This window comes from Massilia sp. Masssp93, assembly GCF_059491295.1.
Map to the genome: position 1 here is coordinate 1,611,279 of NZ_CP168502.1, position 14,953 is coordinate 1,626,231.

The window sequence follows — 14,953 nt, forward strand, 5'->3', positions numbered from 1 at the left end:
ATCGCACCGTGACCCGTACCTCGCAGCGCGTGCCTGCCGCGAGCCGGATCGGCTATTTCGGCAAGGTCCCGGCGCACAGCGACTTCATCAAGCTGGCCGACGACCAGCCGGTCATCGGCATGCTGGACGACTGGATCGCCCAGGTCATGACGCGGCTGCCGTCCGATGCGCGCTGGAAGCTGAATTACGACGCGATGGCGCCGGCCAGCTTCGCCTTCGTCGGGCCGCAGCGGCGCCACGCCGTGGCCGGCCACCTCATCGCCAGCCACGACCGTTCCGGGCGCAGGTTCCCGTTCCTGATGATGCGCACCGTCGACGTGCCCGACCCGGCCGCTTTCGCTACGCGCTGTCCGTTGGCCTTCGGGCCGTTGTGGGACTATCTCGAAGACATGGCGCCGCGCGTCCTGGGCAGCGGCGATCCGAGCGCCTACCTGCAGGCGATCGCGGACGCGCCGGTGGCGCTGGGTGAGCACGATTCCGCGCTGGACAGTTATCTCGCCCTGTCGACCGTGGGCGAACTGACGGCGCAGCTGGAACTGGCGACGAACCGCATGATCCTCGGGCTCGGCCTGCTGCTGCAGCCCGTCATGCACAGCCGGCCCGCGAGCCTGCACAAGAGCCTCGTGCTGCCGCTGCCGCGCGACGGCGCCAACCGGCACGCCGCCGCCGCCTTCTGGCTGGAACTGGTGCTGCCCTTCATCCGGCGCAGCGGTTTCGACCTCGCGCTGTTCCTCACCCGCGTGCGCGACCGTCCGGCCCTCGTCGTCGGCTTCGGCGGCGAGGCGGCCGGCACGCTCCATGCGCTGATCGATCCGCTCGTTGCCGCCGACCAGCAGGTGCACCTCGACGACAACGGCTGGATCGACGAGCAGCTCGGCCTGGACGTCGACGTGCGCACGCTGGCCAGCTACCTCGAACAGCCGGCGCTGCCTCTGCGCCTGGCGCGAGAATTGTTCCTGAACACCTTTATCGGAGCCGCGCCTTGAATCCGAAAACACTTATCTTGTGCGCGGCCGTCGCCGCTGCCTGCATGCCGGCCGCCGCCCTGGCGGACGCGGCCGCCCCCATCGTGGTCTCCGGCACGGTCGGCGATGACGCCAGCAAGGCCGCGTTGCTGGCCCGCCTGCGCGCCGTGTACGGCGCCGACCGGATCGTGGACCAGCTCGCGGTCGGCAGGGTCTCGATGCCGGCAAACTGGAACGACCATGTCGGCAAGCTGATCGGCCCGAACCTGAAACTGATCAGCCGCGGCCAGTTGCAGGTCGACGGCACCAGCGTCAGCCTGCGCGGCGACGTCGCCAGCGAAGCCCAGCGGACGCAGGTCGCCAGCGATATCGCACTGGCGCTCGACCCCGGCTACACGGTCAACAACGGCTTGCGCGTGGCGGCCTCGGAACAGGGCATGCTGGACGCGGCGCTGGCCAACCGCATCATCGAATTCGAATCCGGCCAGGCCACGCTGACGGATTCCGGCAAGGCGATCCTCGACCAGATGAGTGTGGCGCTGCTGCGACTCAAGGACAAGCGGGTCGAAGTCATCGGCCATACGGACAATGCCGGCTCGCGCGCCGGCAACCTGTCGCTCAGCCAGGCGCGTGCGGAGGCCGTCAAGACCTATGTGGTGGGACGCGGCATCAAGCCCGACATGGTCGCCGTGTCCGGCGAGGGCCCGGACCGTCCCGTGGCCGACAACCGCACGCCGGAAGGCCGGGCGCGCAACCGGCGGATCGAGTTCAAGGTCGTCCAGTAGCGCGTCCCGCCGCGGCGTCGTCCGGCATTCGCAAATGCCGGACGACGCCGTTTCAAGGCAGCGTGATCGTCACGTTGGCCGACCGCGGCGGCAGCTTGATGAGATCGTTGTAGCTGACGAGCGCACGGTCGGTCTCGTGGCCGAGCGCGCTGCGGTAGCCCAGATACGCACCCAGGCCGGCCAACGCGAAGACGCCGCACAACACCCACAGCGACGTGTCGCTGGAGAGCTTGTGGGCGATCTGGTCGGGCCGTTCCGCATGCGGCGCGAACGCGCGGCTCTTACCGCGCATGCGCGCGATCTCGTCGCCCAGGCGCGCCGTCAGGTAGTTCAGCTTGTCACGGGCGTCCAGGGCGAAGCGGCCCTGGAAGCCCAGCAGCAGGCACAGGTGGTACACCTCGAGCGCCTGCAGATGGGCGCTGCCTTTGGCGCGCAAGTCTTCCAGGCGCTGGAAAAAATGTTCGCCGGCCAGCTGGTCGCCGAACAGGCGCAGTTGCAGCGGGCGGGTTTCCCACGCTTCGCGGATGGCGTAGTCGGAGCCCAGGATGATCTCGTCGACGGCCGCGCAGAACGCATATTTGGCGGCCGTCACGTCGTCGGCGGGGATGCCGAGCGTCCGGGCGCTGCGGTCGACTTCGCCGAGGAAGCTCGTCATGCGGTCGGCGAACCCGGCCTGGTCCTGCGGGCCGCAGCCGCATTTCAGGAGGAACAGGGCATAGAACCCTTCGACCATCAGGTCGACGAGGGAGGCGGTGCCGGCGGCGCCGCGTTGGGTGGGCGCGGCGCGCCGTTCGACGGGATGGTTCATGCTGCGATCGCAATCAGTTCGAGTTTGAGGTCACGGATACCGTTCGGCACGTAGATCGAGATGGCCTGCGCCTTGAGCATGCTGTCGTACAGCACCCCGCGGTTATCCAGTACGAAATACACCATGTCCGGCCGCACCGGCAGCGCACTCGGCACCTGGGCCGCATGCGCCAGCTTCACGCCGGGCATGGCCGTCAGCACCAGCTTGTCGACGTCTTCGGGGGCGCCGATCTTGAAGCGCAGCGGGACGATGTCGACGAGCTGCAGCGCCGGCAGGTCGGCCGCCACGCCCAGGTACAGCGTCGTCTGGGTGTTGATCTTGCCGGAGTCGAGCGCGCCCAGGTGGTAGGACGGGCGCTCGTTCGACAGCGCGACCGCGAAGTAGCGCGACGAGATCACGGTGTCGAGCAGTTCGCGCAGGATGCCGTCCAGGCGGGCGAACGCCGGGCCCGGGTCCTGGTGCGCATAGGCCGGCAGGTCTTCCAGCCTGGCCGTGCGCGAAAACGTCATCAGGCCGCCGGCCAGCGCCAGCAGTTCCTGGAACAGGCGCTCGGGATGCAGCTCGCGGTGGGCCAGGTAATGGGTCAGCGCCGCGTAGCCGCTGCTGACCGTGTGCAGCAGCCAGAACGAGGCGACGTCGCCGCCGCGCAGTTCGACGACGTGCCGGCCCGGCTCGCGGTAATGGCCGTACAGGGCGTTCACCTTGGCCAGCAGCTTTTCCATCAGGCGCACGAGGCGCGCATGCAGGCCCATGGCCCCGGCGATCGACAGGCTGGGCGGCGTGAACGTCAGGTCGACTTCGAAGCCGCCCGTCGCCACGCGCTGCAGGCGCACGAGCGGGAAGCTGTCGTAGGCATCGAGCGATTCGAGCTCGGACACGAGGCGCACGGTGCGGGTCAGGTACGCCACCGGGGCCGGGGCGGCCTGGCTGAACAGGTCGAGCGTGTCGTGCTCGCGCTGGCCGAAGCGGGCGTCGGGCCGGGCGTCGCCGCGCCCCGCGCAGTTTTCGCCGTGCGGCTTCAGCACGGGCAGGGCGGCGTGGAACGTGATCGTCTGGACGTCGGGCGGCAGCTCGTCCAGGCGCGCCTGCGGCGGCAGCGGATCCTGGTCCGGAGCGCGCACGAGGTCGCCATCCGGGAAGATGAGCGACAGCTCGGTCACGCGCAGCGTGTCGGCCTTGAGGGCATCGGTATCGATGGCCAGCCGGCGCACGCCCCAGCAATACGGATGCAGGGCGTTGGCGGTCTCGTTCAGGCGCGCTTCGTGGTAGCGGTCCTGTTGCTGGAAGTGCTGGGGGCGCAGGAACAGGCCTTCGCCCCACAAGACTTTCGACGGAATGTTCATGAGCCTCCTTTGCACAAAACTCTAGATTGCTGGAAACGTTGTGGCGCTTATTGACAGTGGACAAGAGACAAAGGCTTGACGGCAGCGCCGGCCGGCGCGGCGCCCGTGCCGACCGTCAGCGCGCAGGCATGGAGGCCGACGGTGACGCCGGCCTGTTCGGCGTCGGCGGCAGCGAATGCCGCGCGCCAGCCGTGTTCGGCCGGTGCGTGGAACAGGGCGACGACGCCGAGCCAGGGCGTATCGCGCGCCAGCCGGTCGCTGACGTCGAGGCGCTGGCCCGGCACCAGCGTGACTTCCCTGACGTCGACGAGGTCGGCGCCGAGGGCGTCGCGTTCGGCCTGCGGCGACAGGAACGCGGCGTAGGGCGCCTGTTCGAACGCGCCGCGCTCGCGCAGCTTGTAGATGCGCACCAGCAGGGCCAGCGGCTGCCCGCGCGCGTCGACGTTCAGCCGCGGCGCGGCGTGCAGGTGCACGACGACGTTGCGCGGCGGCTGCTGGGATTCCGGCACGGGAGGCGGCGGCTTGCGCAATCCGATGGCTTCAAGCGGGCCGCCGCCGGCGCAGCCGCCGAGCATCCAGGCCAGGCAACATAATCCGATCCACGATCGCTTCATCTGCACTCCTTGCATTTGGTAAAGAGGACAGGAAGATTTAACGGGATTGTCCGCCATGCACCCTGAGCAGGCGCAACAGCCTTTTCGACAACGCACAATGCGGCGGCAAAGGTGCGTTGACGACACGCAATTCTCTCCGGAAATCGTTCACCAATAATGGCGTCTGATTTCAAACCGGGAGAGCCAGATGACATTCGAACGCCTGATGCCGCTTGCCGCGGTGCCCCTTACGTGTATCGCCTTGCTGTCGGCCTGTGCCAGCACGGCGCCGGTGGCCAGCCAGGCCGCGATCAAACCGGTGCCGACGATGGCGTCCGCGATGGCGGATGCCGACGCCGCGGTGCTGGCGGGCCAGAACGACAAGGCCTACACGATCCTCAAGCACGCCGGCAGCACGTTCCCGACCGATAAGACGCCCTGGGTGCGCATGGCCCAGATGCATTTCGACAGCACGAACTACGGCGAAGCGATCGTCGACGCGCTGGAAGCCCTCGAGCGCGACCCGGACGACACGCTGGCGAACAGCATCGTCGCGGTGAGCGGCCTGCGCGTGACGAGCAAGGCGCTGGCCGACCTGAGCCGGAAGAACAACCTGACCGGCAATGTGCGCACGGAGGCGCAGGATCTCGCCAAGCTGCTGCGCACGAGCCTGAACGAAGACGTGCTGGTGCCGAACAACCGTCCGGTTGCCTCGCGCGTGCGCGAGACGGCCCGGCGCGGCGCCGCGGCCGCGACGCATTCCACCGCATCGAACGATCCGTTCGGCGCGCTCAAATAACCCGACCACCGCACTGGAGACCCCATGGCCAAGAATGAAAGCGTGCAGAAACGCCTGCAGAAAGTGCGCGCGCCGCGCGTGCAGATGACGTACGACGTCGAGATCGGCGACGCGATCGAAAACAAGGAGTTGCCGTTCGTGGTCGGCGTGCTGGGCGACTTCGGCACCGATCCGGACGCAGCCAAGAAGCGCCTCAAGGACCGCAAGTTCGTCAACGTCGACGCCGACAACTTCGACGAAGTGCTGGGCGGCGTGGCGCCGGCCACGAGTTTCCGCGTGCCGAACCACCTGTCGGCGGAAGGCGGCGAGTTCGCCGTGCAGCTGCAGTTCAAGCAGATGGACGATTTTCGTCCGGAAGCCGTCGTGCAGCAGGTGGCGCCGCTGAAGGGGTTGCTGGATGCGCGCGCCAAACTGGCCGACCTGCGCAACAAGCTGGCCGGCAACGACAAGCTGGAAGACCTGCTGAACGACGTGCTGACCAACACGGAAAAGCTGGACAGCCTGCGCAAGGGCGGCGGCAAGCCGGGCAAGGAGGAAGCATGAGCGCGATCCTCGATACCGCGAAGACGGCGTCGGCGCAGGCGGCCCACGCCGACCAGCTGGACGTGTCCCTGCTCGATCAGATCGTCGAGCAGAGCCGGGTGGCGAAATCGACCAGCGAACACGAACGGGCGCGCGACATCATCTCCGAGCTGGTGAGCCAGGTGATGGAAGGGACGATGGTCATGTCGACGAACCTGTCGGCCACGATCGATGCGCGCCTGGCGGAGCTGGACCGGATGATTTCCGACCAGCTGTCCGCGATCATGCACGCCCCCGAATTCCAGAAGCTGGAACGCAGCTGGACCGGCCTGCACTACCTCGTCAAGAACACGGCGACGAGCACCGGCCTGCAGGTGCGCATGCTCAACGCCAGCAAGCGCGAACTGGTGAAGGACTTCCAGTCGGCGCTGGAATTCGACCAGAGCACGCTGTTCAAGAAGGTCTACGAAGAGGAATTCGGCAGCTTCGGCGGCGCGCCGTACGGCACCCTGATCGGCGACTTCGAGATCACGCGCCAGCCCGAGGACATCTATTTTCTCGAGCAGATGTCGCACGTGGCGGCCGCCAGCCATGCGCCGTTCATCACGTCGGCCGGGCCGGAACTGTTCGGCGTCGAGAGCTTCGGCGACCTGGGCAAGCCGCGCGACCTGGCGAAGGTGTTCGATACGGTCGAATACGCGAAATGGAAGGCGTTCCGCGAATCGGAAGATGCGCGCTACGTCGGCCTGACCCTGCCGCGCTTCCTGGGCCGCCTGCCGTACAACCCGGCCGACGGCACGGCCACCGAAGGCTTCAATTTCGTCGAGGACGTGGACGGCACCGATCACCAGAAATACCTGTGGTGTAACGCGGCCTACGCCTTCGCGACCAAGCTGACGAAGGCGTTCGAGGACTATGGCTGGTGCGCGGCGATCCGCGGCGTCGAAGGCGGCGGCCTCGTCGAGAACCTGCCCACGCACACGTTCAAGACGGACGAAGGCGAGATCGCCCTGAAGTGTCCGACCGAGCTGGCGATCACGGACCGCCGCGAGAAAGAGCTGTCGGACCTCGGCTTCATCTCGCTCGTGCACTGCAAGAACACGTCGTACGCCGCGTTCTTCGGCGCGCAGTCGGCGCAGAAGGCGCGCAAGTACGCGAACGATGCGGCCAATGCGAACGCGCTGCTGTCGTCGCAGCTGCAATACATCTTTGCCGTGTCGCGCATCGCCCACTACATGAAGGCCATGATGCGCGACAAGATCGGCAGCTTCGCGGCCGCGTCCAACGTCGAGGATTACCTGAACCGCTGGTTGACGCAATACGTCCTTCTCGACGACAACGCCAGCCAGGAACAGAAGGCGCAATTCCCGCTGCGCGAAGCGAGCGTGCAGGTGGCCGAGGTGCCCGGCCGGCCCGGCGTGTATCGGGCCGTGTCGTTCCTGCGGCCCCATTTCCAGCTCGACGAATTGTCCGTTTCGCTCCGTTTGGTCGCGGAGTTGCCGCAATCGACCAAGAACTGATTCTTTCAATAACCTGAACTGGAGTAGAACATGGCAATTGACGTGTACCTGCAAATCGACGGCATCAAGGGCGAGTCGGCCGACGACAAGCACAAGGACTGGATCGAGTGCAAATCGGTCAACTGGGGCGTGACGCAGCCCAAGTCCGCGACGGCGTCGACGGGCGGCGGCCACACCGCCGAGCGCTGCGAGCACGACGAGATCGAGATCGCCAAGCTGGCCGACCTGTCTTCGCCGCTGCTGCTGCAGACCTGCTCGTCGGGCAAGACCATCCCCAAGGCGAAATTCGAATTCATGCGTGCCGACGGGCAGGGCGAACGTGTCAAGTACTTCGAGATCGAGATCGAGAACGTCTTGATCGGCACCGTCAAGCCCCAGGTCGCGGAAGGCGATTTCCTGCACGAGACGGTCGGCCTGAAATTCTCGAAGATCAAGTGGAAGTACACCCAGCAGAAGATCGGCGGCGGCGCCGGCGGCAACACGTCGGGCGGCTGGGATCTCGCGACCAACCGGGTCGTCTGACGCACGTTTTTCCTTCACGTTCCCCGCGTCTTCCGCGGCCGCAAGGCCGCGGTTTTTTTCCTGCGGCTTTGAAAGGAGCAGCGATGACAGCCTATCTTCCGGGCCTGCTCGACCGCCTGATGGGGCAGCAGGCCCACCCCGGCCGCGCCGGCGCCGACCAGCTCAAGGACAACGTCGCGCGCGACCTCGAAGCCCTGTTGAACGCCCGCGCCGGCATGCCGCCCGCCTCCTTCGACGCCTATCCGCTGGCGCGCGCCTCGATCCTGAACTACGGCCTGACCGATTTCGCCGCATATTGCCTGTCCAGCAGCGAGGACCGGGCCGCGATCTGCGCCTGCCTCGAGGACGCGATCGGGCGCCACGAGCCGCGCCTGAAGAACGTCAGCGCCGCGCTGGAAGGAGAGCAGGGCGGCGTAAACCGCCTCAGCTTCGTGATCAACGCGACGCTGCACGCCGGCCTTGGCGCGGAGCCGGTCAACTTCAACGCCGTGCTGCAGCCTTCTTCGCTGAATTATGTGATTACCAAGGCCGGCCGCCCCGCGCGTCCGTGACCGCCACCAAAGGACATCGACGATGGACATCAATCTCAAGACCCTGATCGCCAAGCTGAACGACGTCACGCGTACCGCCGCCACGCGCGCGGCCGGCATCTGCGTCGGGCTCGGCCAGTACGAAGTCGACATCGAGCACCTGTTCCTTGCGCTGCTGGAGCAGCCGGGGAGCGACTTCGTGGTGGTGGCGCGCGAGGCGGGCATCAGTCCCGCCAGCCTCGAATCGGACCTGCGCCGCGAAGTCGAGCGCCTGCCGGCGGGCAGCGCGCGCACGCCCGTGTTCTCGCGCCATCTGCCGGTGCTGTTCGAGCACGCCTGGCTGATCGCGTCGCTGGACGCCTCGGGTCAGACGCAGCGGATCCGCAGCGGCCACCTGCTGCTCGCGCTGCTGACGGAGCCGGGCCTCGCGCAACTGGCGCAGCGCGCGTCGCGCCAGTTCGCCGGCTTTCCGCTCGACCGCCTGAAACACGATTTCGACAAGCTGACGCACGGTTCCGACGAAGCGCCGGCGCAGGTGCCCGACGCGCCGGCGGCGTCCGCGGACCCGGTCACCGAACTGCAGGCCAACGCGCCCGGCAAGACGCCCGCGCTCGACCAGTACACGACCTGCCTCACGGCGCGCGCGCGCGAAGGCAGGCTCGATCCCGTGATCGGGCGCGACGCCGAGATCCGCCAGGTGATCGACATCCTGATGCGCCGGCGCCAGAACAATCCGATCCTGACGGGCGAGGCGGGCGTGGGCAAGACGGCCGTCGTCGAGGGCCTGGCGCTGCGCATCGCCCAAGGCGACGTGCCGGACGTCCTGCGCGGCGTGGAGATCCATGTGCTCGACCTGGGTCTGCTGCAGGCCGGCGCCAGCGTCAAGGGCGAGTTCGAGAACCGCCTGAAGAACGTGATCGACGAGGTGAAAAAAAGCCTGCATCCGATCATCCTGTTCATCGACGAGGCGCACACGATGATCGGCGCCGGCGGCGCGGCCGGCCAGAACGATGCCGCCAACCTGCTGAAGCCCGCGCTGGCGCGCGGCGAACTGCGCACCGTGGCCGCCACCACGTGGAGCGAATACAAGAAGTACTTCGAGAAGGATGCGGCGCTGGCGCGGCGGTTCCAGGTCGTGAAGGTCGAGGAACCGAACGAGGAGACGGCGTGCGCCATGCTGCGCGCGATGGCGCCCCTGATGGAGGCGCACTTCGGCGTGCGCATCTACGACGAGGCGATCGTGGAAGCCGTGCGCCTGTCGCACCGCTACATCAGCGGCCGCCAGTTGCCGGACAAGGCCGTCAGCGTGCTCGATACCGCGTGCGCCAAGGTCGCGCTGGGGCAGAAGGCGACGCCGGCCGTGCTGGAAGATTGCACGCGCAGCATGGAGCGCCTGGACGCCCGCATCCAGGCGCTCGTGCGCGAAGAAAGCGCGGGCGCGGACCATGCCGCCGCGCTGGCCGCGCTGCGTGCGGAACGGGCGCTGGCGCTGGAACAGCAGGAACGGCTGCGTGCGCGCTGGGATACCGAGCAGGCGCTGTGCGCGGAGGTCCACGCGATGCGCGCGCGCCTGGAAGCGGGGCAGGGCGACAGTCCCGCGCTGCGCGCCAAGGTCGCGGAGCTGCACGCGCTGCAGGGCGAAACGCCGCTCGTGCCGGTGCAGGTCGACGGCCAGACGGTGGCCGCCATCGTCGCCGCGTGGACCGGGATTCCGCTCGGGCGCATGGTGAAGGACGAGATCCGCACCGTGATGAACCTGCAGGGTTTATTGGATGAACGGATACTCGGCCAGGGCCACGCCAGCGGCATCGTCGCCCAGCGCGTGCGCACGGCGCGCGCGAACCTCGAGGACCCGAACAAGCCCAAGGGCGTATTCCTGTTCGTGGGCACGTCCGGCGTCGGCAAGACCGAGACCGCGCTGGCGCTGGCGGACCTGCTGTATGGCGGCGAACGCAAGCTGGTCACCATCAACATGAGCGAATACCAGGAAGCGCACAGCGTCTCCGGGCTGAAAGGCTCGCCGCCGGGCTATGTGGGTTATGGCGAAGGCGGCGTGCTGACGGAAGCCGTGCGGCGCAATCCGTACAGCGTCGTGCTGCTCGACGAGGTCGAGAAGGCGCACGCGGACGTGCTCGAACTGTTCTTCCAGGTGTTCGACAAGGGCGTGCTGGACGATGCCGAGGGGCGCCAGATCGACTTCCGCAACACGATCATCATCCTGACGTCGAACGCGGCGTCGAGCCAGATCATGCAGGCCTGCCTGAACAAGGCGCCGGCCGAGCGCCCGGCGCCGGACGCGCTGGCGGAACTGATCCGGCCCACCCTCATGAAGCATTTCAAGCCCGCGTTCCTGGGCCGGCTGACCGTCGTTCCGTTCTATCCGATCGACGACGCCGTCCTCGGCAACATCATCCGCCTGAAGCTGGACCGCATCAAGCAGCGCGTCGCCATCAACCACGGCGCGCGCTTCGAGTACGACGACGCGCTCGTCGCGGCCGTGCTGGCGCGCTGCACGGAGGTCGATTCCGGCGCGCGCAACGTCGACACGATCCTGGGCGGGACGCTGCTGCCCGAGATCGCGGATTCGGTGCTGGCGCGCATGGCGGAAGGCGGCGCGATCGGCAAGGTGAAAGTCGGCGCGACCAGGGCGGGCAAGATCAAGTACGCCATCGAGCCGGCGTGAGGAGACCATCATGCTGAACCTCGAACGGCTGCTCGCGCCGGTCAGCGCGGAGCGGCCTTGCGGTGAAGACCTCGCGTTTTCCAGCGAGATCGACGCCATCGTGCGTGCGCGCCAGGCCGACGATCCGTCGCTGCAGCAGGGCGCGTGGGTCACGGACCTCAAGGAAGCGGACTGGAAATTCGTCGGCCGCCAATGCGCCGAACTGATCGCGACGCGCAGCAAGGACTTGCAGCTGGCCGTGTGGCTGGCGGAAGCCTGCGTGCGCACGGCCGGCTTGCGCGCCTTCGGCGACAGCCTGCTGCTGACGGCCACGTTGTGCGAGCGGTACTGGGAAGGCCTGTATCCGCTGCCGGACGAGGATGGCGTCGAGCGGCGCATCGGCAACCTGGCCTGGCTGGCCGCGCGCATCGCGCCATGGCTGCACGGCGTGCCGTTGACGGAAGGCGCGGCCGGCCATGCGCTGCGCGATTTCGACGCCGTGCGCACGCAGGGTGGCGAAGCGCTGGCCAGGCTGGAAGCGGCGCGCCAGCGCACGTCGCAGGCGTTTTATACGAACCTGATGCGCGATTGCGAACACTGCGCGGCTGCGATCGACCGGCTGGAAAAGAGCGTCGACGCCGTGCTGGACGCGGATGGCCCCAGCTTCAGCGCCGCGCGCTCCGCGCTGGAGAGCCTCGTCATGTTCATCAAGCCGGCGCTCAAGGGGGCGTTGGCGGCGGCGCCGGCCGCGGGCGAGGTCGTGGTCGCCGCACCGGCGCCATCGTCATCGGCGGCGGCGGGCGGGCCGCTGCAATCGCGCGCCCAGGCGCTGGCCCAGTTGCGCGCGGTGGCCGACTACTTCCGCCGCACCGAGCCGCACAGCCCCGTCGCCTACCTGGCCGACAAGGCGGCGCACTGGGGCGAACAGCCGTTGCACGTGTGGTTGCGGGCCGTGGTCAAGGACGACGCGGCCTTCGCCCACATCGAAGAAATGCTGGGCGTCGGCACGCGTCCGTCCTGAACGCCGGCCTCAGTGGGTGGCCGACGGCGGCGTCTGCGACTGGGCGGCCCTGAGCTGCTCGGTCGCGCGCGCGACCTGTTCCTCGACGCGGTGCATGGCGTCGCGCGTCGACTGCGTCACCTGCTCATAGCCCTTGAACGCGTTCTCGATCGCGGCCTTGATGATCTCCACCGCGTTTTCCTGGCCCGGCTTGACGTTCTGGGTGACGTCGTAGATCAGCGCGGACAAGGTGTTCTTCGCCTCGGCCAGATGGGTGTCGGCGGCCTGCTCGAATTCCTTCTTGATGTCGCCGATGATCTGCTTGAGCTGGTCGCCGTAGGCCGTCGCTTCCGTCACGCCCGGCTGCACGCGGGAGGACAGGGCATCGATGGCCGCCTTGGGATCCGGCGCCTGGCTGAACTGGCGGCCTGCCTCCAGGGTGTTTTCCATCGATTGCTTGGCGGTCGCCAGGTTCAGCGCCACCACCTGCTCGACGCCTTGCACGGCCTTGCTGGCCAGGGCATTGAAGGTCTGCATCTGCAGGTCGAACAGGGTCTTGGTGGCGGATGCGAATTGCTCGGGATTGTTGAACATCGATTTCTCCTCGGTTAGGAATCTACGGCGACCAGGTATTGCTCCTCTTCGTTTCGGACGATGTCGTGCGGACTTGCGCCGCCTCGTTGATGCTTTTCAATTATTTAGCAGGCAATGGTTTTTCGCAATGGGCGTCACGATAGGGCCCGTCGGCGCGGGCCCAGCCGGGGCCCAGCGGCGTCTGCGAACAGACGAGCACGCCGGTGCTCTTGCTGCGCCAGTGATACCACGGGGCCGGCGCCGCGTTCAGGACGATGGGACTGGCCAGGACGAGGCCCAGCACGATCAGGACAGTGTTCTTCATGGTTCGCCGAGCTTAACCGCTTCGTGCTGTAAGTCAAGCAGGCTTGAGCTTCCCATCGTGGTAAGGTGTATGCTGGCCACATTCGGCAAGGACGACACCATGAACGATTCGGCACGGGATACCTGGTTCAATATCGGCGAAGCGGCGCGCGCGTCCGGCGTGACGGCCAAGATGGTGCGCCATTACGAGTCGATCGGCCTGCTGCCGCCGGCGCGGCGCACGGAGGCCGGCTACCGGCTGTACGGCACGGACGACGTGCGCATGCTGCAATTCATCCACCGCGGCCGCGCGCTGGGCTTTTCGCTGGACCAGATCGGCGGCCTGCTGGCGCTGTGGCGCGACAAGCACCGCGCGAGCGCCGACGTGCGTCGGCTCGCGCTCGCCCATATCGACGAACTGGACCGCAAGATCGCGGAACTGGAAGCGATGAAGCGCACGCTGGCCGCGCTGGCCAGTTCCTGCCACGGCGATGCGCGCTCGGACTGCCCCATCCTGGACGACCTGGCCGCCCACTGAGCCGCTGGACCGCGGCGCGGCATTGCGGTCTAATGGCTGCCATGCCTTTCCGCCTGTCACTGTCCGCCTGCCTGATCGCGCTCGCCGTCGTCGCGCTGCTCGGCGCTGCCGTCGTCTGGGTGATCGGATCGATGCTGATCGCCGTCGAACCGCATCCGGTGACGCTGCCCGGACTCGATGCCGACGACGTGCTGATGCGTCCGGCGCCAGACCAGCAGGTGGCCGGCTCCTTCCTGGCGGGCCGCGGCCGCGGCGCCGTGCTGCTGCTGCACGGGATCCACGGCGACCGCCGCGACATGGCCGCCCGTGCCCGATTCCTGCACGCGCAGGGCTATGCCGTGCTGCTGATCGACCTGCCGGGCCAGGGCGCCAGTACGGCGTCCTTCGTGACGTTCGGCCTGCGCGAGGCGCTCGGGGTGCGGGCCGCGCTCGAGGAGTTGCGGCGCCGCGCGCCGGGACAGCGCATCGGCGTGATCGGCGTGTCGCTGGGGGCGGCGTCGCTCGTGCTGTGCCGCGACTGTCCGCCGGTCGACGCCGTGGTGCTGGAATCGATGTATCCGACGATCGAGGAAGCCGTCGCGAACCGCCTGCGCATGCGCCTGGGGCCAGTCGGCGGGCCGTTGTCCGCGCTGCTGCTGTGGCAGTTGCCGCTGCGCCTTAGCATCCGGCCCGACGCGCTGCGCCCGATCGCGCGCATCGCGGACCTGAATGCGCCCGTGCTGGTCGCCGCCGGCGCTGCCGACCTGCACACGACCCTGCCCGAAACACGGCGCCTGTTCGCCGCGGCCATGGAGCCCAAGGATTTGTGGGTGGTGGAGGGCGCCGCGCACGTGGACCTGCACGCGTACGCGCCCGCGGAGTACGAACGGCGCATCGGCGCGTTCCTGGCGCACCATCTCGATCCGGTGCCGGTTGCCGCCGGACGCTGAAACGCAAAACGCCGCAATCCTTGTGCAAAGATTGCGGCGTTTTGCGCCAGAACTCTGGTGGTCCTGCGACCGGGTAGCTTTTGGTGCCCACGGAGGGACTCGAACCCCCACACCTCGCGGCACATGGACCTGAACCATGCGCGTCTACCAATTCCGCCACGTGGGCATGCAAACATCAGTACATCGATACAACCGGGTAGCTTCTGGTGCCCACGGAGGGACTCGAACCCCCACACCTCGCGGCACATGGACCTGAACCATGCGCGTCTACCAATTCCGCCACGTGGGCATGCAAAACATCAGTACATCAAAACAACCGGGTAGCTTCTGGTGCCCACGGAGGGACTCGAACCCCCACACCTCGCGGCACATGGACCTGAACCATGCGCGTCTACCAATTCCGCCACGTGGGCAATCAAACTACCATTCGCAATGTTCGCCAGCTGGTGCCCACGGAGGGACTCGAACCCCCACACCTCGCGGCACATGGACCTGAACCATGCGCGTCTACCAATTCCGCCACGTGGGCATTGGACCGCTTTGCTTACATTGCTCGACGTT

At 67.6% G+C, this 14,953-nt stretch carries 16 protein-coding genes and 4 tRNA genes; 11 read left to right on the plus strand and 9 right to left on the minus strand.

Annotated elements, in window-relative coordinates:
* The first annotated feature begins 8 nt into the window (after positions 1-8).
* Both tagF and ACEN9Q_RS06885 read left to right on the plus strand, forming a co-directional pair.
* Positions 9-986 carry a type VI secretion system-associated protein TagF gene (tagF, locus tag ACEN9Q_RS06880; protein WP_229412483.1) on the plus strand — a complete coding sequence of 326 codons (978 nt, stop codon included), beginning with the start codon at positions 9-11 and terminating at the stop codon, positions 984-986.
* A 44-nt stretch (positions 987-1,030) separates the two neighbouring features.
* Entirely contained in the window at positions 1,031-1,750 is a 720-nt protein-coding gene (locus ACEN9Q_RS06885; protein ID WP_056435408.1) for an OmpA family protein, read from the plus strand.
* 52 nt (positions 1,751-1,802) lie between these two features.
* On the opposite strand, the gene icmH is transcribed toward ACEN9Q_RS06885, so the two are convergent.
* Genes icmH through tssJ form a run of 3 tightly spaced genes read right to left on the minus strand, consistent with a single transcriptional unit; the run spans position 1,803 to position 4,515 of the window.
* Positions 1,803-2,558: a type IVB secretion system protein IcmH/DotU gene (gene icmH / locus ACEN9Q_RS06890; RefSeq protein ID WP_495627798.1), complete on the minus strand. Its 756-nt coding sequence runs from the start codon at positions 2,556-2,558 to the stop codon at positions 1,803-1,805.
* Positions 2,555-3,901 (minus strand): type VI secretion system baseplate subunit TssK, encoded by a 1,347-nt coding sequence (gene tssK / locus ACEN9Q_RS06895; protein ID WP_495627799.1) that lies wholly within the window; start codon positions 3,899-3,901, stop codon positions 2,555-2,557. The genes icmH and tssK overlap by 4 nt, the downstream gene beginning before the upstream one ends.
* A gap of 47 nt (positions 3,902-3,948) precedes the next feature.
* The gene (gene tssJ / locus ACEN9Q_RS06900; protein ID WP_495627800.1) at positions 3,949-4,515 is read right to left on the minus strand and encodes a type VI secretion system lipoprotein TssJ; all 567 of its coding nucleotides are present in this window, start codon (positions 4,513-4,515) and stop codon (positions 3,949-3,951) included.
* Between the two features lie 187 nt (positions 4,516-4,702).
* On the opposite strand from tssJ, the gene ACEN9Q_RS06905 reads away from it, so the two are divergent.
* From ACEN9Q_RS06905 to tssA, 7 genes are all read left to right on the plus strand, one after another.
* Positions 4,703-5,293 carry a tetratricopeptide repeat protein gene (locus ACEN9Q_RS06905; RefSeq protein WP_056435253.1) on the plus strand — a complete coding sequence of 197 codons (591 nt, stop codon included), beginning with the start codon at positions 4,703-4,705 and terminating at the stop codon, positions 5,291-5,293.
* 24 nt (positions 5,294-5,317) lie between these two features.
* Entirely contained in the window at positions 5,318-5,836 is a 519-nt protein-coding gene (gene tssB / locus ACEN9Q_RS06910) for a type VI secretion system contractile sheath small subunit (RefSeq protein ID WP_056435250.1), read from the plus strand.
* Positions 5,833-7,335 carry a type VI secretion system contractile sheath large subunit gene (gene tssC / locus ACEN9Q_RS06915; RefSeq protein WP_495627801.1) on the plus strand — a complete coding sequence of 501 codons (1,503 nt, stop codon included), beginning with the start codon at positions 5,833-5,835 and terminating at the stop codon, positions 7,333-7,335. The genes tssB and tssC overlap by 4 nt, the downstream gene beginning before the upstream one ends.
* 30 nt (positions 7,336-7,365) lie before the next feature.
* Positions 7,366-7,857, plus strand: a complete 492-nt coding sequence (locus ACEN9Q_RS06920) for an Hcp family type VI secretion system effector (RefSeq protein ID WP_056435243.1) — start codon at positions 7,366-7,368, stop codon at positions 7,855-7,857.
* Between the two features lie 83 nt (positions 7,858-7,940).
* A complete protein-coding gene (gene tssE / locus ACEN9Q_RS06925; RefSeq protein WP_056435240.1) occupies positions 7,941-8,408 on the plus strand; it encodes a type VI secretion system baseplate subunit TssE in 468 nt (155 codons plus the stop codon).
* 22 nt (positions 8,409-8,430) lie between these two features.
* Complete coding sequence (tssH, locus tag ACEN9Q_RS06930) at positions 8,431-11,070, plus strand: type VI secretion system ATPase TssH (RefSeq protein WP_495627802.1); 2,640 nt, start codon at positions 8,431-8,433, stop codon at positions 11,068-11,070.
* 10 nt (positions 11,071-11,080) lie between these two features.
* On the plus strand, positions 11,081-12,070 hold the full coding sequence (gene tssA / locus ACEN9Q_RS06935) for a type VI secretion system protein TssA (RefSeq protein WP_495627803.1): 990 nt from the start codon (positions 11,081-11,083) through the stop codon (positions 12,068-12,070).
* 9 nt (positions 12,071-12,079) lie between these two features.
* Here the strand turns inward: tssA and ACEN9Q_RS06940 are convergent, their stop codons facing one another.
* Positions 12,080-12,643, minus strand: coding sequence for a phasin family protein (locus ACEN9Q_RS06940; protein ID WP_056435231.1), 564 nt, complete (start codon positions 12,641-12,643; stop codon positions 12,080-12,082).
* Between the two features lie 100 nt (positions 12,644-12,743).
* On the minus strand, positions 12,744-12,947 hold the full coding sequence (locus tag ACEN9Q_RS06945; RefSeq protein WP_056435228.1) for a hypothetical protein: 204 nt from the start codon (positions 12,945-12,947) through the stop codon (positions 12,744-12,746).
* Positions 12,948-13,016: 69 nt separating this feature from the next.
* Between ACEN9Q_RS06945 and cueR the strand changes: the two genes are divergently transcribed.
* Positions 13,017-13,463, plus strand: coding sequence for a Cu(I)-responsive transcriptional regulator (gene cueR, locus ACEN9Q_RS06950; protein ID WP_229412482.1), 447 nt, complete (start codon positions 13,017-13,019; stop codon positions 13,461-13,463).
* Positions 13,464-13,504: 41 nt separating this feature from the next.
* Positions 13,505-14,392 carry an alpha/beta hydrolase gene (locus ACEN9Q_RS06955; protein WP_495627804.1) on the plus strand — a complete coding sequence of 296 codons (888 nt, stop codon included), beginning with the start codon at positions 13,505-13,507 and terminating at the stop codon, positions 14,390-14,392.
* A gap of 81 nt (positions 14,393-14,473) precedes the next feature.
* Here ACEN9Q_RS06955 and ACEN9Q_RS06960 read toward each other — a convergent pair.
* The 4 genes from ACEN9Q_RS06960 to ACEN9Q_RS06975 all read right to left on the minus strand — a co-directional run bounded on the left by ACEN9Q_RS06960 (position 14,474) and on the right by ACEN9Q_RS06975 (position 14,921).
* Positions 14,474-14,558 (minus strand) — tRNA-Leu (locus ACEN9Q_RS06960).
* 38 nt (positions 14,559-14,596) lie between these two features.
* Positions 14,597-14,681: transfer RNA gene (locus ACEN9Q_RS06965), tRNA-Leu, on the minus strand.
* A gap of 39 nt (positions 14,682-14,720) precedes the next feature.
* Positions 14,721-14,805: transfer RNA gene (locus ACEN9Q_RS06970), tRNA-Leu, on the minus strand.
* 31 nt (positions 14,806-14,836) lie between these two features.
* Positions 14,837-14,921 (minus strand) — tRNA-Leu (locus tag ACEN9Q_RS06975).
* Positions 14,922-14,953: the final 32 nt, after the last annotated feature.